At 39.6% G+C, this 18,411-nt stretch carries 18 protein-coding genes; 11 read left to right on the forward strand and 7 right to left on the reverse strand.

From position 1 onward, the window contains the following. Nucleotides 1-27 precede the first annotated feature (27 nt). Genes thiM through thiE form a run of 3 tightly spaced genes read left to right on the forward strand, consistent with a single transcriptional unit; the run spans nucleotide 28 to nucleotide 2,355 of the window. Nucleotides 28-819: a hydroxyethylthiazole kinase gene (gene thiM / locus BKK52_RS10020; RefSeq protein WP_077478597.1), complete on the forward strand. Its 792-nt coding sequence runs from the start codon at nucleotides 28-30 to the stop codon at nucleotides 817-819. Continuing rightward, entirely contained in the window at nucleotides 812-1,624 is an 813-nt protein-coding gene (thiD, locus tag BKK52_RS10025) for a bifunctional hydroxymethylpyrimidine kinase/phosphomethylpyrimidine kinase (protein WP_077474566.1), read from the forward strand. Before thiM ends, thiD begins: the two co-directional genes overlap by 8 nt. Before the next feature lie 50 nt (nucleotides 1,625-1,674). After that, on the forward strand, nucleotides 1,675-2,355 hold the full coding sequence (gene thiE, locus BKK52_RS10030; protein WP_077474565.1) for a thiamine phosphate synthase: 681 nt from the start codon (nucleotides 1,675-1,677) through the stop codon (nucleotides 2,353-2,355). A gap of 123 nt (nucleotides 2,356-2,478) precedes the next feature. Here thiE and BKK52_RS10035 read toward each other — a convergent pair whose 3' ends face one another. After that, nucleotides 2,479-3,873: an MATE family efflux transporter gene (locus tag BKK52_RS10035; protein WP_077474564.1), complete on the reverse strand. Its 1,395-nt coding sequence runs from the start codon at nucleotides 3,871-3,873 to the stop codon at nucleotides 2,479-2,481. A 41-nt stretch (nucleotides 3,874-3,914) separates the two neighbouring features. On the opposite strand from BKK52_RS10035, the gene BKK52_RS10040 reads away from it, so the two are divergent. Further along, nucleotides 3,915-4,526 carry a riboflavin synthase subunit alpha gene (locus tag BKK52_RS10040; protein ID WP_077421451.1) on the forward strand — a complete coding sequence of 204 codons (612 nt, stop codon included), beginning with the start codon at nucleotides 3,915-3,917 and terminating at the stop codon, nucleotides 4,524-4,526. 175 nt (nucleotides 4,527-4,701) lie between these two features. Here the strand turns inward: BKK52_RS10040 and BKK52_RS10045 are convergent, their stop codons facing one another. Both BKK52_RS10045 and BKK52_RS10050 read right to left on the reverse strand, forming a co-directional pair. Then, on the reverse strand, nucleotides 4,702-6,177 hold the full coding sequence (locus BKK52_RS10045) for a tetratricopeptide repeat protein (protein WP_077478598.1): 1,476 nt from the start codon (nucleotides 6,175-6,177) through the stop codon (nucleotides 4,702-4,704). A 153-nt stretch (nucleotides 6,178-6,330) separates the two neighbouring features. Continuing rightward, nucleotides 6,331-6,936 (reverse strand): DedA family protein, encoded by a 606-nt coding sequence (locus BKK52_RS10050; RefSeq protein WP_077421080.1) that lies wholly within the window; start codon nucleotides 6,934-6,936, stop codon nucleotides 6,331-6,333. A gap of 201 nt (nucleotides 6,937-7,137) precedes the next feature. Between BKK52_RS10050 and rplY the strand changes: the two genes are divergently transcribed. From rplY to BKK52_RS10065, 3 genes are all read left to right on the forward strand, one after another. Then, entirely contained in the window at nucleotides 7,138-7,425 is a 288-nt protein-coding gene (rplY, locus tag BKK52_RS10055) for a 50S ribosomal protein L25 (RefSeq protein WP_077421079.1), read from the forward strand. Between the two features lie 333 nt (nucleotides 7,426-7,758). Further along, a complete protein-coding gene (sohB, locus tag BKK52_RS10060; RefSeq protein ID WP_077421078.1) occupies nucleotides 7,759-8,817 on the forward strand; it encodes a protease SohB in 1,059 nt (352 codons plus the stop codon). A gap of 197 nt (nucleotides 8,818-9,014) precedes the next feature. Then, entirely contained in the window at nucleotides 9,015-9,875 is an 861-nt protein-coding gene (locus BKK52_RS10065) for an OmpA family protein (RefSeq protein ID WP_077421372.1), read from the forward strand. Between the two features lie 64 nt (nucleotides 9,876-9,939). Here BKK52_RS10065 and BKK52_RS10070 read toward each other — a convergent pair whose 3' ends face one another. Then, complete coding sequence (locus tag BKK52_RS10070) at nucleotides 9,940-10,803, reverse strand: fructosamine kinase family protein (RefSeq protein ID WP_077421373.1); 864 nt, start codon at nucleotides 10,801-10,803, stop codon at nucleotides 9,940-9,942. 186 nt (nucleotides 10,804-10,989) lie between these two features. On the opposite strand from BKK52_RS10070, the gene pheS reads away from it, so the two are divergent. From pheS to BKK52_RS10090, 4 genes are read left to right on the forward strand one after another with little or no spacing between them, the layout of a single operon-like run. Beyond that, nucleotides 10,990-11,979, forward strand: a complete 990-nt coding sequence (pheS, locus tag BKK52_RS10075) for a phenylalanine--tRNA ligase subunit alpha (RefSeq protein ID WP_077421374.1) — start codon at nucleotides 10,990-10,992, stop codon at nucleotides 11,977-11,979. Nucleotides 11,980-12,027: 48 nt separating this feature from the next. Continuing rightward, nucleotides 12,028-14,415, forward strand: a complete 2,388-nt coding sequence (pheT, locus tag BKK52_RS10080; protein WP_077478599.1) for a phenylalanine--tRNA ligase subunit beta — start codon at nucleotides 12,028-12,030, stop codon at nucleotides 14,413-14,415. A 4-nt stretch (nucleotides 14,416-14,419) separates the two neighbouring features. Next, nucleotides 14,420-14,716 (forward strand): integration host factor subunit alpha, encoded by a 297-nt coding sequence (locus BKK52_RS10085; RefSeq protein WP_077421376.1) that lies wholly within the window; start codon nucleotides 14,420-14,422, stop codon nucleotides 14,714-14,716. Nucleotides 14,717-14,771: 55 nt separating this feature from the next. Next, nucleotides 14,772-15,263: a C40 family peptidase gene (locus tag BKK52_RS10090; protein WP_077421377.1), complete on the forward strand. Its 492-nt coding sequence runs from the start codon at nucleotides 14,772-14,774 to the stop codon at nucleotides 15,261-15,263. 49 nt (nucleotides 15,264-15,312) lie between these two features. On the opposite strand, the gene trpA is transcribed toward BKK52_RS10090, so the two are convergent. The 3 genes from trpA to BKK52_RS10105 are packed head-to-tail and all read right to left on the reverse strand — an operon-like array spanning nucleotide 15,313 to nucleotide 18,099. Next, a complete protein-coding gene (trpA, locus tag BKK52_RS10095; RefSeq protein WP_077478600.1) occupies nucleotides 15,313-16,128 on the reverse strand; it encodes a tryptophan synthase subunit alpha in 816 nt (271 codons plus the stop codon). Then, nucleotides 16,128-17,324 carry a tryptophan synthase subunit beta gene (trpB, locus tag BKK52_RS10100; RefSeq protein WP_077421379.1) on the reverse strand — a complete coding sequence of 399 codons (1,197 nt, stop codon included), beginning with the start codon at nucleotides 17,322-17,324 and terminating at the stop codon, nucleotides 16,128-16,130. The genes trpA and trpB overlap by 1 nt, the downstream gene beginning before the upstream one ends. A gap of 16 nt (nucleotides 17,325-17,340) precedes the next feature. Next, complete coding sequence (locus tag BKK52_RS10105; protein ID WP_077421380.1) at nucleotides 17,341-18,099, reverse strand: SDR family oxidoreductase; 759 nt, start codon at nucleotides 18,097-18,099, stop codon at nucleotides 17,341-17,343. Nucleotides 18,100-18,411: the final 312 nt, after the last annotated feature.

Consider the following 18,411-nt stretch of genomic DNA (forward strand, 5'->3'; position numbering starts at 1 on the left):
ACATCTTAACCAAACAAGGAGATCATTATGAAATCAATCTATCTTTCAAAAATTCGTGAGCAAAACCCACTTATTCACAATATTACCAACATTGTTGCAGCGAATTTCAGTGCTAATGGGCTATTGGCTTTGGGGGCTTCTCCTATAATGTCGGATAGCTTGGAGGAAATGGTAGAGATGCCAAATTTAAGCCAAGCCTTTGTCATCAATATTGGTACATTAAACGGCAAAGAGCAAAAATCAATGTTGTTGGCAGGAAAAACGGCAAATGAAAAAGGCATTCCTGTGGTGCTTGATCCTGTGGGCGTGGGGGCGACAAGCTATCGCCGAGAAACAATTCGTCAGCTCTTATCAGAAATTAAATTTACCTTAATTCGTGGTAATGCAGGTGAGATAGCAACCATTGCAGGTGAAGTTTGGGAAGCGAAAGGGGTTGATGCAGGCAAAGGGAATGTGGATTTAAAATCCGTTGCACAACGTGTAGCAAAAGAGTATGGCTGTGTGGTGCTGATTAGCGGAGAAGTTGATGTTATCAGCGATGGCACACAAACGGCTACGGTGCATAATGGATCGCCACTCTTTCCTAAAGTGACGGCATCGGGTTGCTTATTTAGTGCAATATGTGGTGCGTTTTTAGCGGTGGATTCTGGCGATCATTTTGCTGCTACCCTTGAAGCGTGCGTGGCTTATACCGTTGCAGGTGAAATTGCTGCTGAGGGCTTAACCACCCAAGTGGGGCAATTCCAAATCCGTCTATTGGACGAACTTTCTGCCTTAAATGTTGAAAAAATCGCACAGAAGGGGCGTATCAATGAATAATGTTGCTCAAGTGCTTACCATTGCAGGATCGGACAGTGGCGGTGGGGCTGGTATTCAAGCGGATTTGAAAACCTTTCAAATGCGAGGCGTGTTTGGCACATCGGTGCTTACTGCGGTAACCGCCCAAAATACGCTAGGCGTATTTGATATTCATACCATTCCGCTTACCACCATTCAGGCACAGCTACAAGCGGTCAAAAATGATTTCCAGATTGCCAGTGCCAAAATCGGTATGCTTGGTACGGCGGATATTATCGAATGTGTAGCGGATTTTTTGAAAACTCGCCCTTTCGGTACGCTAATACTTGACCCTGTAATGATTGCTAAAGGTGGTGCACCTTTGTTACAACAGCAAGCGATTTTTGCCTTAACAAATTATCTCTTACCTTTGGCGGACGTGATTACCCCAAATTTACCCGAAGCGGAAGCCTTAACCAGCATTCACATTCATAATGAAGCCACTATTCAGCAAGCCGCCCACGCTTTGCAAAAACAAGGGGCGAAGAATGTGATTATTAAAGGTGGACATTCGCATAATTCCGAAAGTGAGCAGTGCCAAGATTGGGTTTTCCTCGCTGATGGTAGCCATTTTGTGCTGGAAAGCCCACGCTTTCACACACCGCATACGCACGGCACAGGTTGCACCTTTTCTGCCTGTTTAACGGCGGAATTAGGGAAAGGGGAGACGTTGCAAAGTGCGGTTAAAACTGCCAAAGATTTTATTACGGCGGCGATTAGCCACCCACTCAATATCGGGCATGGACACGGGCCGACCAACCATTGGGCGTATAGTCAATTTAAGTAAGGTGTGTGAGCCTTTGGTTCACCACCTAATACGAACATTAAGGAAAAAATATGCAAAAAATTCAAGAAATCCTACCGCTCTATTTTGTGGCTGGCACGCAAGATTGTCGTCATTTGGGCGAGAATAAGGCACAAAATTTACTCTCTGTGTTGAAACAAGCATTGGAGGGAGGCATTACTTGTTTCCAATTTCGGGATAAAGGCAAATTTTCCCTTGAGCATTCACCAGAGGAGCAAAAAGCCTTAGCGATTGCTTGTCGGGATATGTGCCGTGAATATGGCGTCCCCTTTATCGTGAATGATAATGTGGATTTAGCCTTTGAGCTTGAGGCGGACGGCGTTCACGTTGGGCAGACGGATATGGCGGTGGAGGTTATTCGAGCAAAAGCGAAGAAAGAGATGATCGTGGGGTGGTCGGTAACAACGTTGGAAGAGGGCAAAATAGGCGAAGCGATGACTGAGATTGACTATTTTGGCATTGGACCGATTTTCCCTACCAAATCCAAAGAAAATGCGAAACCAGCTCGTGGTATGGCGTTTGTGCAAGAATTACGAAATGCCGGTATCACCAAGCCCTTTGTGGCGATTGGTGGGGTGAAGTGGGAACACGTTCGCACTTTACGAGAATTGGGGGCGGATGGTGTGGCGTTGATTTCTGCGATCTGTCAGGCTGAAAATGTTGAAACGATGACCAAAGCGTTGAGGGTGGCAAGCTTAGGAGAAAATACCTAAAATTTTATTCCCTTCATTTAGGACGTGAATTGAAGGGCGGTTGTAAAAACTCAATGAAAAATGACCGCCCTTTTTGTTTAATCCTCTCTATGTTTAACTATAAACGGAAGGCAAAGCCATTACCTATTTCAGTTTTTCTAATCGAGCCATTAACACATCATGATTCAAACTTTGTATTTTTCTCATTCGATAGAATAGTAAAACCGCAGCAAAGGTCAGGGATACCACAAAAGCGATCCAAAAACCTTGAGCGCCAATATTTGGGATAAGCAAATTGGTTCGTGCAAGCGTATAGCCTAATGGTACGCCAATGATCCAATAAGCAAAAAGGGTGATATAGAGAATGACTTGGGTATCTTTATAACCCCGTAGCACACCGCTTACCACCACTTGAATGGTATCGGAAAATTGGTAAATGGCAGCAAGTAAGAGCAAGCCTGTCGCCATACTAATGACGATTTCATCTGTCACAAAAATAGCGGCAATTTCATAGCGGAAGAAGATCGTGATAAATGCGGTAATAAGCGTGATAGTTAAACCAAGAATTAAGGCAGCATAGGCGATATTTTTAGCTTTTTCAGGAGAACCTGAGCCTAGGGCTTGCCCCACGAGGATCGTGGTTGCCATACCGATGGACATTGGAAACATAAAAATAAAGGAACTGGTGTTTAAGGCAATTTGATGGCTCGCCACAATGGTTGCCCCAAGTGGGGAAAGCAATAGTGCGGTAAGGGCAAAAAGTGCCACTTCACAACAAAGCGCGATAGCAATGGGTAAGCCAAGTTGTAAGAGTTTCTTTAATGTTGTGAGATTAGGCTTTTCAATCAGTTGGCTGAACACTTTTAATTGACGTTCTTGGCGATTAAAGTAGGAATAACCTATCATCATTAAACACATCGACCAGTTTACGATAGCGGTTGCCACACCACATCCCACCGCACCAAGTGCCGGTATGCCGAGTTTACCGTAAATAAAAATATAGTTGAGAGGAATGTTAAGCATTAGCCCGATAAAAGTGATTACCATTGCCGGTTTGGTTTTGGCAATGCCGTCATTTAAGCAACGGAAATTAACGAGTAATAAATAAGCCGGTAATCCCCAAAGCATGGCGTGTAAATAATCCCGAGAAATTTGCGCCATGTGGGATTCCATTTGCATAAATTGCAAAACAAAATCGCTGTAATAAATCAATAAGCCAAGAGGAATACTGCTTGCTAGTGCGATCCAAATACCCTGACGAACTTGATGTGCGATGCGATGGCGTTGTCCGGAACCGTTTAAATAGGAAATAGTTGGAGGTAAGGCAAGTAATAAACCATGCCCGAAGAGAACCAATGGTAACCAAATGGAAGCGCCGACAGAAATGGCCGCCATATCCGTGGAGCTCACCCGCCCTGCCATAATGGTATCCACAAGCCCCATTGAGTTTTGTGCAATTTGAGCGAACAAAATGGGTGTGGCAATTTTAATTAATTTCTTAATATTAATATGATATTGAGATAAAAGACGAAAATTCATAAATTTGATATACTACGTAAAATTTTTATTGAGGAAAACTTATGTTTACAGGAATAGTACAGGGCATTGCCCCGATTCATTCAATTACAGAAAAGGCGCATTTTAGAACACAGGTCGTAAAATTACCACCTGAAATGAGAAAAGATTTAGAAATTGGCGCCTCGGTATCTAATAATGGTGTATGTTTAACGGTGACTGAGATTAATGATGATTTAGTCAGTTTTGATTTAATGCAGGAAACCTTACGGATTACAAATTTAGGTACATTAAAAGCCGGTGATTTCGTTAATATTGAACGTGCCATGCAAATGGGAGCGGAAATTGGCGGTCATATTTTATCGGGACACGTTTATTGCACAGCCCACATTTCCGACATTATTTCCACAGAAAATAATCGTCAAATTTGGTTTGAGCTGCCGAATGCGGAGGTGATGAAGTATATTCTCACTAAAGGTTTCGTGGCAGTAGACGGCATTAGTCTGACGATTGGTGAAGTGAAAGGCAATCAGTTTTGTGTGAATTTAATTCCGGAAACGTTGCAAAGAACCTTGATGGGACAACGCAAAATAGGTGATGTGGTAAATATTGAAATCGATTCGCAAACCCAAGCTATTGTGGATACGGTAGAACGTTATTTAGCGGCTCGTTCTTAACTGAAAAGTGCGGTTAAAAATCTTGGTAAATTGCACAAACTTGGTGTTGTTTATCAGGTAGGATTCCATACAGATAAGATATGCGATAAAGATTATTTGCTTAATGAGAAAAAGGTGGTGTTTCTAAATAGTATACTCACCTTTTTGAAGTAAAAAACGATAAGAGCATTTTTATTTATTTAATAAAAAAATCACATAATTCTAAATAAACACGCTTTATAACAGAATCCCATTCCAAATCTTCATTTTGTCGGAACAATCTTACTTTTTCATACCAAACACTATTTTCTCTATCCAATAACCAGCGGAAATCTGGATTATAGGTAATCATTATCCACGTTAATTTTCCCATTGCGGCAGATAAATGGGCGACTGAAGTATCAACACTAATCACTAAGTCCATTTCTTCAACTAAAGCGGCAGTATCAGAAAAATCAACAATATCATCATGCCAAGCCGTTAAATTATGTTGTTTTTGAATAAAGTCTAAATCTTTTTGTGATACCACTTTTTGTAAACAATGAAATTCAGCATCTAAATTAAATAAGGAAGTCAATTTTTCAAGCGGAATACTTCTTTCTAGATCCCTTCCATTCGTCAAAGAACCTTGCCAAGCCAAACCTATTTTTAATTTATTGTTAATCGGGAATTTATTTTTCCATTTTTCTATAAATTCAGGTTCCGCTTGTAAATAAGCCTTTTTTAGAGGGATATTATCTAATGTTGCATTTAAATAATAGGGTAAGCTCATCATTGAAACTTGATATTTTGCATCAAGATCTATTGTGCTATTATTTTTAACAATATCAATACCGAATCTTTTCAAGTTATAACTTAATAAATCCTCTAATGGTAGAAAATTTCCAACAATAACATCAAAACCTAATTCTTTTGCCATTACAGCGTAGCGTACAAACTGTATATTATCGCCTAATCCTTGCTCGGCAAGGACTAATAATTTACTTTTTTGAATATTTTCTCCACGCCATATTGGTAATTGGAGACTTGTTTTTACCGCACTAAGGTTTAATTTTTTTCTTTCTTCGTAAAGAGCAAATCCCTCTTTAAATTTCCCTTTTCTGAGCAAGGATGTCGCTTTTAAGAATAAAATATTAGCATTATTAGGATAATGACTTAAAACTTCATTAAAATCCGTTAAAGCAAGATCATATAATCCCATTCTTTCCAGCAGTAAGCTACGATAAAAATAAGCCTGCCATATTTCTGAATACTGAGAAATAAACTCATTAAACAACTGTAATGTTGCTTCACATTCTTCTCTTGTTTTAGAGGCAAGACGTTTTACGTTAATAAAAGTAAGATGACGATCTATTGTTTTTTCCAGTAAAAAGGCTTTTTCATAATGAATAAGACTTATATCCGCTTGCCTTTTTTCTAAATATAGTCGTCCCAGTTGGTAATGTGCATCAGCACTATTTGGATATAATTTGATTGCTTTTTTTAAAGACTTCTCTGCCAATTCAATTTGACCAAGATTAATAAATACATATCCTTGAAAAAGCAAAAATGAAAGATCGTTAGGTTTAACTTCTAATACTTCATTAATAATTTCAAGTGCTTCATTATATTTCTTATTTAAAATATGATAATGGGCATTTTTATATTTTTCTTGTAATTCTTTGATATTCATAATTTACAGTATTATTTTTAATCTTTTTACAAAATACTTCTTGAGCAGGCATCTATTAAAGAGGGGGGAGGTGGAACGCTATTTGTATACCTGTAGCTAAAACAAAGTGCGGTCAAAAATTCATTCAATTTTTTGACCGCACTTTTTGATGGATTAATTATTTTGTTTTTTCGATTTTTTCCATTTCCAAATCACAAATAGGGCAACGGCGGCAACCAAGACATAAATAACCATTTGACCTTTCTGAATTTGCTCGTGCAACCAATCTAAATTTTTCGCTCCAAATTCGCCAAGATACACCCAAATCGGCACGGAAATAATTGCTGCACAGAAATCAATGAACACAAAACGGGCGTAGGTCACACGGCGCGTAATTCCGGAAACCATATAAATCGGTGCACGTAAACCGGGGAGAAAACGGGCAATAAATAACACCCGATTACCATATTGGGTGAATTTTTCACGCACCATTTTCAGGCGTTTTAAGGTAACGATTTTTCGCATTGGGCGAAAACGTAAAATTTTTGTGCCATAAATGCGACCGAGCCAATACATACAGGAATCACCGGCAAGTACGCCAAACATACTGACCAATAGCATCACATGGGAATTAATGCTTTCGGGATAAAGTCCGGCAATGACTCCGCCTGAAACAAGGGTTATATCTTCAGGAATTGGCACGCCAAAACCACAGATAATTAAAACGAAAAGTACCGCCCAATAACCGTAATCGGTAAAAAAACTAATAAGAAATTCCATTTGCGCCTGCTATTTTAATTTTCTCAATGGGAAAATGGCGGGTATTCTAATCTTTTCCGCTTGAATATCCTAGAAAAAGTTTGCTTTGATGAAACGAATCTTCTATAATTCGCACGTCTCTCAGAGAGGCGTTATGAGGAAAATTGCTGGGTCGCCTGCAATTTTTTGTTTTTTTAATCTTATTTTAAAGAGAACACTAAAATGGCATTTAAATTTAAAGCTGAAGTTCGTACAGCGCAAGGTACGGGTGCGAGCCGCCGTCTGCGTCATAACGGTCAAATTCCTGCGATTGTTTATGGTGGTAACGAAGCACCGGTTTCAATTATCTTAAACCACGATGAATTAAACAACGCACAAGTTCACGATTCTTTCTACACTGATGTGATCACTTTGGTTATTGATGGCAAAGAAGTGGCGGTAAAAGTGCAAGCAATGCAACGTCACCCATTCAAACCAAAATTGGTTCACATTGATTTCAAAAGAGCATAATTCAATATTATGTGACATTGTAAGTCGGTTTTTCTAAGTTTATATTAGTGTCTATACATATAAAGTGTAATAGAAACAATAATATGAAAATTGAATTACTATGCAGTAAGCCCGCTGTTTTAGCGGGCTTTTCCTTTTTTAAAAAGGGGAATAAATTGATATGTTTTTCGCTTCTTTTAGAATTTTTTACATATAGTAAAAACACGATTATTTCAGAATGAAAAATAGTCAGCCCCCTTAAAAAACGGGATTTATGAAATTTTCCATAAAAAGTTAGGGCTTGATGTGAGAGTTAAAGTACAATGTGCCACTTTAAATGAGAGGAGATGATTTATGTGGTCGGATATTTTGGTTGGTTACAGCATTTTTATTTTGGAGATTTTAACCATTTTACTGGTCATTGCGGCGATCGCGGCTTTTATTATTTCTGCACGTCAGCAACGTGCCGGTGTGCAAGGAGAGTTAGTAATTACGGATCTATCGGAAAATTTTGAAAACACTGTAAAGCATTTGCGTAATTTCCATTTGTCGGAAGAAGAGTTAAAACAATTGGAAAAAGCAGAAAAGAAAGCAGAGAAGCAAAAAACAAAGGCTGTGAAGGCAAAATTAAAAAAAGGTGAGGTTGCGGAAACAGCAAAACCTTGTATTTATGTGTTGGATTTTAAGGGAGATATTTCTGCCTCACAAACGACCGCACTTCGTGAGGAAATTTCAGCCATTCTTAATGTGGCGAAACCTGAAGATGAGGTGTTATTACGTTTAGAAAGCCCGGGTGGCGTAGTTCATGGCTATGGTTTGGCAGCCTCTCAATTGAGCCGTTTAACACAAAAAGGGATTAAGCTCACTGTGGCGGTTGATAAAATGGCGGCAAGCGGTGGTTATATGATGGCGTGTGTAGCGGATAAAATTGTGGCAGCCCCTTTTGCTATTGTGGGATCGATTGGTGTAGTAGCTCAAATACCAAATATTCACCGATTATTGAAAAAACACGATGTTGATGTGGATGTGATGACTGCGGGAGAATTTAAGCGAACGATGACCGTTTTAGGTGAAAATACGGAAAAAGGAAAGCAAAAATTTCAGCAAGAATTAGAAGAAACCCATCAATTATTTAAGCAATTTGTCCAGCAAAATCGACCGCACTTAGATGTAGATAAGGTGGCGACCGGGGAGCATTGGTTTGGTTCGCAGGCATTGGAATTACAACTGGTTGATGCAATTTCTACCAGCGATGATCTTTTACTTGAAGCGATGAAAGAAAAATCGGTGGTGGGTATCACCTATAAAGTGAAAAAACCATTATTGCAGAAGTTAGGGCAACAAGCGGAAGAACGAATGGATAGTCTGATTCAGCGTTATATACATAAAAATGCTCAAGATTTTATTCACTAAATTTTTTATTTACATTTCTTTACAAAAAAATATTGAAAATTGAGGACGTTAGAAGTGTTTGATATTTACAAAAGCACCTTTTGAGATTAGTATTAGCGCCTGAAACTTTAGTAGTTTTCCAATGTAAGATTTGTAGAGTTTAGTTATGTGTTTTCCCGATAAGTAAGGGGAATTTTAACAGTTAAAAGGTAAAAAACATGAAATTATCTCGTATTTTATTATCAACAGTTGCTGTTGCTACGGTTGCCGCCTGTGGTAATTTAAGTAAAGTTACACCGGAAGGTATGCCTGAATATAAAGATGTTGATGGTGTTCAAGTTCCACAACTGGTATGGCCTAAAATTGATCGTTCCAGTTTTAACCACGATGGTAGTCAATTTGGTTCATGGCCAAATTGGGATAACGTTCGTATGATCGAACGTGGTATGAATAAAGATCAATTATATAATTTGATTGGTCGTCCACATTTCTCTGAAGGCTTATTTGGTGTAGAAGAGTGGGATTACGCATTTAACTATCGTGAAAACGGCGTACATAAAATTTGCCAATACAAAATTTTATTCGATAAAAACCACAATGCACAAAGCTTCTTTTGGTATCCAAACGGATGTAATGGCAACTTTGCTTACACATTAAGTGGTGATTTCTTATTTGATTTCGATAAAGATGTTCTCACACCTCGTGGTAAAGAAGTCGTCGATAATGTGGCTGCTCAGTTAAAATCATCCGGTGCGAAAGAGGTTAAAGTCGCAGGTTATACTGACCGTTTAGGTTCAGATGCGTATAATATGAACCTTTCTCAACGTCGTGCAAACCGTGTTAAAGCCCGTTTAATTGAAGATGGCGTAGTGGCTCAAATTACAGCAATTGGTTACGGTAAAAACCCTCAAGTGAAAGCTTGTGAAGGTTTCCGTCATGCAAGTAAAGAAGAGAAAGATTGTTTACGTCCTAATCGTCGTGTTGAGATCACTGCTTCCGGTTCAGTATTAAAATTACATCAAGAAGCAGGTCAAACAAACGGCGGCACGCAAGGTCCAACACCGCTTTATCAAAAATAGTTTTTTGGTTGAATAAAATGAAAAATAGCATAACGAATAGTTATGCTATTTTTTTATCATTAAGTTAGTTTTCTATAATTTGGGACAATATTTTTTGCGTAAGATGAATATAATTACCCAAGAAACGATGGCTGAAATTTAATAGATAATAAAGTTGATAGATCGGTTTTCTTTCCTCATATTTTTCCCAATCTAATGCAAAAGTGCGGTCATAATTCTCATAGAATTTTTGGGGAAAGGGCTCAAAAAGCTCGGTAAATGCAAGATCACATTCTCTATCACCCCAATAACTGGCGGGATCATAAGTAAAGGTTTGATCATTCGCAAGACAAACATTTTCAATCCACAGGTTGCCATGTAGAAGAGAAGGCTTTGGATTATGTTTTGCCAGTTTTTGTGAAATAATTTGAACAATCTGATTAATATCACCAAAATCTAATCCTTTGTCTTTACATAACTGTAATTGCCAACCTATGCGTTGCTCGCTAAAGAATGTTGCCCAATTGGCGTGCCATTTATTCGGCTGATGTACTGGTCCGAGCCACGTATCAAAATCCAATCCGTAATATTTTGTTCCGGAAATTTGATGCAAACGAGCCAATTGATTACCAAATTCCTCGGTCAGTGAAGATTGTTGTGTGATATTGAGTGATTCTAAAAGTAAAAAGCTCTGGTTTTGTGAACAGCCAACCCCATAAACCATAGGGAGGTTAAGTGCGGTGGTTTTTCGTAACATTTCAAGTTGATCCGCTTCAGCCCGAAACATTGAACGGTAGGATTTTTCATTGGCTTTGACAAAAACAGGTTGAATTCCATCATTAATAACCCAAGCTTCGTGCATTTCTCCACGGTGGACACATTCTTTTTGCTTAATGGAATAATAAGCGCCAAATTGATCTGCCAACACTTGGGAAACGGATTTCCACATAATCACCTCCTAGAGACAACAAGTTTATTGTTATTCTAAAAGATTTTTCTAAGATTACTGTGATATATCTCAAGTTTTTAGAGATTTTATTCCTATGATAAATGTAAATAAAAAGATGATTTTTTAGTGCGTTGGTATTATCATTAAGCCCATTTTCAACTCATAGAAATTAATCAGAGGAAAGTTATGCAACATCTGAAAGATCTTGTAGAGAAAGCAAAATTGGCGATCGATACAATCGAAAATAAAAGTTTATCAGCATTAGATGAAATCCGTGTCGAATATTTTGGTAAAAAAGGTCATTTTACTCAATTAATGCAAGAACTTCGAAATGTTGCGGCAGAAGAGCGTCCGGCAATTGGGGCAAAAATTAATGAGGCAAAACAAGCTGCACTTGATTTTTTAAATGCCAAAAAATCAGAATGGGAACAAGCCGAGCTTAATGCTAAATTAGAAAAAGAGCGGGTGGATGTAACTTTACCGGGAAGAAAAGTCGAAAAAGGGGGATTACACCCTGTTACGATCACTATTAATCGTGTCACTCAGTTCTTCTCTGAATTGGGTTTTTCTGTAGAAAACGGACCGGAAATTGAAAGTGATTATTACAATTTTGATGCCTTAAATATTCCAAAGCACCATCCAGCCAGAGCAGATCATGATACATTTTGGTTTAATCCTGAATTATTACTTCGTACACAAACTTCCGGAGTGCAGATTCGGACAATGGAAAAAATGCAGCCACCGATTCGCATTATGGCACCGGGGCGTGTTTATCGTAATGATTATGATCAAACCCACACTCCAATGTTCCATCAAATTGAATTACTCTATGTGGATAAAAAAGCCAACTTTACGGAATTAAAAGGCTTATTGCATGATTTTTTACGCGCCTTTTTTGAAGAAGATTTACAAGTGCGTTTTCGTCCTTCTTATTTCCCTTTTACCGAGCCTTCGGCTGAAGTGGATGTGATGGGAAAAAATGGGAAATGGCTTGAAGTGTTAGGCTGTGGAATGGTTCATCCGAATGTGTTACGCAATGTAGGAATTGATCCTAATGAATATTCCGGCTTTGCGGTGGGCATGGGGGTAGAACGTTTAACCATGTTACGCTACAACGTCACAGATTTGCGTTCTTTCTTTGAAAACGATTTACGTTTTTTAAAACAATTTAAATAATGATTTTCCAATAGCGATAAAACAACGAATTTTAAAGGATAAAGCATAATGAAATTTAGTGAACAGTGGGTAAGAGAATGGGTTAATCCAAGCATTTCAACAGCACAATTGAGTGAGCAAATCACAATGCTTGGGTTAGAAGTCGATAGCATCGAAAATGTGGCCGGTGATTTTACTGGTGTTGTGGTTGGGGAAGTGGTGGAATGCGCCCAGCACCCTGATGCCGATAAATTACGGGTGACGAAAGTCAATGTGGGCGGTGAGCGATTATTAGATATCGTCTGTGGTGCACCAAATTGTCGCCAAGGATTAAAAGTGGCTTGTGCAACGGAAGGGGCTGTGTTACCGGGTAATTTTAAAATTAAGAAAACCAAACTCCGTGGACAGCCCTCTGAAGGCATGCTTTGTTCATTTTCTGAATTAGGCATAGCGGTTGAAGCAGAAGGGATTATTGAATTACCGCTTGATGCGCCTATTGGCAAAAATTTACGGGATTATTTAAATTTAGATGACCAAAGCATTGAAATTAGTCTCACGCCCAATCGTGCAGATTGTTTAAGTATTGCAGGTATTGCCCGTGAAATCGGCGTGGTAAACAAACTTCCGGTAAATCAACCGCACTTTGAGGCTGTCCCTGCGACGATTTCGGATAGAATTGAGATTGATGTGGTGGCACAAGAAGCCTGTCCTCGTTATTTATTACGCGTGATAAAAAATGTCGATATCAATGTGACCTCACCAATTTGGTTACAAGAAAAATTACGCCGTTGCGGTATTCGATCTATTGATCCGATTGTGGATATTACGAATTATATTTTGCTTGAGATGGGTCAGCCAATGCATGCCTTTGATGCCGAGAAAGTAAAACAGCCGGTACAGGTTCGTTTTGCCAAAGAAGGGGAAGAATTGGTATTGTTGGATGGAACAACGGCAAAATTACAGCCTAATACCTTACTGATTGCAGACCAAAATGGTCCACTTGCGATGGCAGGCATCTTTGGCGGACAAGCAAGTGGTGTGACCACTGAAACGAAAGACGTCATTTTAGAAGCCGCCTTTTTTGCCCCACTCGCCATTGCCGGTCGGGCAAGACAATATGGCTTACATACCGATGCTTCACACCGTTTTGAGCGGGGCGTTGATTTTGAATTAGCCCGTCATGCGATGGAGCGGGCAACGGCATTGTTACTTGAAATTTGTGGGGGGCAAGCCGGGGAAATCTGTGAAGCGGTGAATGAGGAATATTTGCCGAAATTAAAAACCATTCAACTTCGTCGCGAGAAACTAGATAGCTTACTTGGACACCCTATTGAAACCGAAACGGTAACCGATATTTTTAGTCGTCTTGGTTTTTCGGTACAATATGCTAATGATGTATGGACCGTAACCTCTACAAGCTGGCGTTTTGATATTGAAATTGAAGAAGATTTAATCGAAGAAGTGGCGCGTATCTACGGTTATAACAGTATTCCAAATCATGCGCCATTAGCCTATTTGCGTATGCGTGAACACAAGGAAGCGGATTTAGATTTAGCACGAATTAAAACCGCACTTGTGGATGCCGATTATCAAGAGGCGATCACTTATAGTTTTGTTGATCCTAAAATTCAAGGCTTGCTCCATCCCCATCAAGAAGCCTTAGTCTTACCAAACCCGATTTCAACTGAAATGTCGGCAATGCGGGTCTCATTATTAAGCGGATTATTAAGTGCAGTCTTATATAATCAAAACCGTCAGCAAAATCGGGTTCGTTTGTTTGAAACGGGATTACGTTTTATTCCTGATAGCCATGCTGAATTTGCTGTGCGTCAAGAATTTGTACTCAGTGCAGTGATAACAGGTTCGGCGAAAAATGAAAGTTGGAATACAAAAGCAGAAACCGTTGATTTCTTTGATTTAAAAGGTGATTTAGAGAGTCTTCTTTCTCTAACCGGCATCGCAAGTAAGGTACGTTTTGTGGCAAAAACCTTTGATGCCTTACACCCGGGACAATCTGCAGCTATTGAATTAGAAGGAAAAGAAATTGGTTTTATTGGTACGCTTCACCCTTCTATTGCTCAAAAATTAGGCTTAAATGGCAATGTTGTGGTTTTTGAAATTTTATGGAATGCCGTAGCAAATCGCACGGTTGTACAAGCAAAAGAAATTTCAAAATTCCCGGCTAATCGTCGTGATTTAGCCTTGGTGGTTTCCGATGATATTGCCGCTGGAGAGATTATTGAGGCCTGCAAACAAGCGGGGGGGGATAAACTCATTCAAGTGAATTTGTTTGATGTATATAAAGGTATTGGTGTGCCAAGCGGTGCAAAAAGCCTTGCTATCAGCCTAATTATTCAAGACAATGAGAAAACCTTAGAAGATGATGAAGTCAATAAAGTTATCTCTGCAATATTAGATGAGGTTAAACAACGTTTTAACGCTGAATTAAGGGAATAAAGTTATGACACTGACGAAAATTGATATTACCGAATTTTTAATTGCAAAATATCATTTGCAAAAACAAGAGGCTAAGAGTTTGGTGGATAATTTCTTTGAAGAAATCCGCCTCTCTCTTGAATCCGGTAATGATGTCAAATTATCCGGATTCGGGAATTTTGAATTGCGTGATAAGGCGTCTCGCCCCGGACGTAATCCCAAAACGGGAGAAAGCATCCCCGTTTCAGCCCGTCGTGTTGTTGCTTTTAAGCCGGGACAAAAATTACGTGCAAGAGTAGAGAAAGCGAAATTGACAAAATAATAAATAAAAAGTGCGGTTATTTTTAAGCGCACTTTTTGTTCGTTAGAGATGTAGAATGAAATCTATTAATAAATTATTCCTTGCCGTTACCACAATATCGCTGTTTGCTTGTTCATCGGGAAATCCGGGGCGGGAAGATTATGCTATTAATTATAAAGGGAAAATTAATGATCCTATCATGGCGATTACCTTGTTAAGTGAACAGCAATATGAATGGGGCGGTACACCTTATATTTTAGGCGGACAATCCCGTCAAGGAATTGATTGTTCTGGTTTTGTACAAAAGACCTTTTTTGATCGCTTTAATATTTCTTTGCCTAGAACGACAAAAGAGCAAGCCAAATACGGAAAACTTGTTCGTAAAGAAGAAATTCAAACCGGCGATTTGATCTTTTTTAAAACGGGACGTGGCCCAAACGGGTATCACGTGGGAATTTATGTGAAGGACGATAAATTTCTCCATGCCTCTACAAAAGGCGGCGTGATTTACACTTCCATGAATACCCCATACTGGACAAAAACCTTCTGGCAGGTTCGGCGGATTTAAAGAAAAAAATGCGGTTAAATTTAACCGCACTTTTTTATAAAAATCGAACCTAATCACTTGACCTTGTAGCAGCTTTCATTGTCTTTACAAATTCAGCTAATTCTGCGAGGCATTTTGCGTGATTATCTAAATTTGAGGCGATAATTTTCACAGTAGCAGATCCGGAAATTGCACCGGCAGCCCCCAGTTGTAATGCTTCTTTCACTTGGCTTGGTTGAGCGATACCGAAGCCTTGCAAAATAGGGGGGGCATTGTGGGCTTTTAATTGTTCTACTAAAGAATCCAGATTTTTGGCATGTGCTTGGTTCTCTGCACTGGTGACCCCGGCACGAGAAACCAAATAAGTATAACCTTCGCTGTTTTCTGCCACACCTTGGATGGTTTTGGCATCGGCATTTGGTGGGCAGATGAAAACAGGTTGAATACCGTATTTTTTCGCTGCATCGATATAATCATCTTTCGCCAGTAATGGAATATCCGCTACCAATACGGCATCGACACCTACTTCAGCACAGCGTTGATAAAATTCATCCAGACCTTTGGCAAAAATAAGATTGGCGCAAAGCAGTAAACTGATAGGAATCTCAGGGTATTTTGACCGCACTTTTTCCAGCAATTTAAAGCTATCTTCCGTGCTATGACCTGCGGTTAATGCTCGATTATTTGCCGCTTGAATGACGGGGCCGTCTAAAAGCGGATCAGAGAAAGGAAAACCTAACTCAAGGGCATCGGCACCATTCTCAACAAGCGTGCAAATAATCTCAAAAGAGCGGTCAAATGTTGGATCACATAGGGTGACAAAAGGAACAAATGCCCCCTCATTTTTAGCGTTGAGTACAGCAAATTGGTGATTAAAACGGTTCATTATTTCATTCCTTTTTCAGTTAAAATTTTGTCCACGGTGAAAATATCTTTATCACCACGACCGGATAAATTCACCACAAGAATCTGTGCCTTATCAGGCTCTTGATGAATCATTTTGAGTGCTTGCGCAAGGGCGTGTGAGCTTTCTAACGCCGGAATGATACCCTCATGCTTGGCGAGCTCTTGGAAGGCATTTAAAGCTTCGTCATCGGTAATGGAGGGGTATTCCGCCCGCCCGATACTTTGCAAATAAGCGTGTTGCGGGCCGACAGAAGGGAAGTCTAACCCTGCGGAAATAGAGTAAGATTCTTCTACTTGACCATCTTCCGTTTGCATTAAAGGAGATTTCATACCGAAATAAATACCGACTCTGGCATGTCCTAACGGTGCACCGTGTTCACCTGTTTCAATGCCTTTTCCTGCCGGTTCTACACCGATCAAACGCACATTCGGTTCATCAATAAAATCGGTAAACATTCCTATTGCATTAGAACCACCTCCAACAGCGGCAATCACCGCATCCGGTAGGCGACCTTCTTTTTCCATAATTTGGCGTTTCGTTTCTTCGCCAATCATTTTTTGGAATTCACGGACAATAGTAGGGAAAGGGTGAGGGCCGGCAGCCGTGCCAAGTAAGTAGTGGGTGGTCTCATAGTTTGCAGACCAATCACGCATGGCTTCGCAACAAGCATCTTTTAAAGAGCAAGAGCCTTTTTGTACAGGAATCACTTCTGCACCCATTAAACGCATACGAAATACATTCGGTGATTGGCGTTCTACATCTTTTGCACCCATATAAACACGGCAGGGCATATCGAGCATTGCACAGGCGAGAGCAGTTGCTACACCGTGCTGACCGGCACCGGTTTCGGCAATGATACGGGTTTTCCCCATACGTTTTGCAAGTAAAATTTGACCGAGGACTTGGTTGGTTTTATGTGCACCGCCATGTAAAAGATCTTCACGTTTAAGATAAATTTTGGCTTTTGTGCCTTTTGTCAAATTACGACAAAGCGTTAATGCAGTGGGTCTGCCCGCATAATTTTTAAGTAAATCTTGGAATTCCTGCTGAAATTTAGGGTCATCTTTGGCTTCAACAAAAGCTTTTTCCAATTGTTGAAGCACCGGTACGAGAATTTCCGGTACATACATACCGCCAAATTCACCGAAGTAGGGATTTAATAAGGTCTCTGACATTGTGTTTCCTTTTTTATTAATTTGAATTTTTTGTGACATTCAAGGGGGCAAAGGTTTGGGCGGTTGGCATCACTTCAATGCGGTTAATATTGACATATTCAGGTTGTTGGTTGAGCCATAACACGATATTGGCAATATCTTGTGGTGTCACATATTGAACGTTTTCATAGAGTTTTTCAGCCCGTTTATCATCACCTTTAAAACGAACGTTAGAAAATTCCGTACCGCCACAAAGCCCCGGTTCTACATTGGTTACACGGATATTTTTACCGGCGAGATCAGCACGTAAATTTAAGCTGAATTGTTTGACGAATGCTTTTGTGCCGCCATACACGTTACCACCCGGGTAAGGATAATTGCCGGCAATGGAGCCCAAATTAATGATATGCCCTTTGTTGCGCTCCACCATTTGCGGTAAAACAAAATGGGTGATATTGACTAGCCCTTTGATGTTGGTGTCGATCATGGTTTCCCAATCATCCAAATTGGCTTGATCCGCAGTTTCCAAACCCAGCGCAAGACCGGCATTATTCACAAGTAAATCAATATGTTGCCATTCAGGTGGTAAGGATTGGAGGGCTTGTTGCGTTTTTTCGCGATCAGAAATATCAAAAGCAAGAGGAAGAAATTGTTCGCCAAGTTCTGCGTGGAGAAGCGTTAACCTTTCGGTTCGGCGACCGGTACCAATGACACGATAACCTGCGTCAATTAAGGTTCGGCAAATCGCTGTACCAAATCCGGCAGTTGCGCCGGTGATTAATGCAATTCTAGACATATTAATTTCCTCATTGAAATACCAAAACGGTTTTTATACTACTACGCTAGTACAGGAAAGTATAGATTCCTAAGAAAATTTTTTGAACGAATAAACAACATAAAAATAGAATCAATTTCAACCGTATTTCGATATCACTTTAATTTTATGAAATTTTTTGTATCTCCTTGAATTTTCTTCTTTATAGAATACTCTAGCAATCATTAAAAAATACCTATTCTAATATAAAAGAAACAATATTTTCTATGAAATTCTCATTTTCTTATTTAAGTTTAAGTACCGTTTTTCTTCTTACCTCTTTTGTTCAAGCCG

This window comes from Rodentibacter trehalosifermentans (assembly GCF_002000545.1).
GTDB classification, from domain to species: Bacteria; Pseudomonadota; Gammaproteobacteria; order Enterobacterales; family Pasteurellaceae; genus Rodentibacter; species Rodentibacter trehalosifermentans.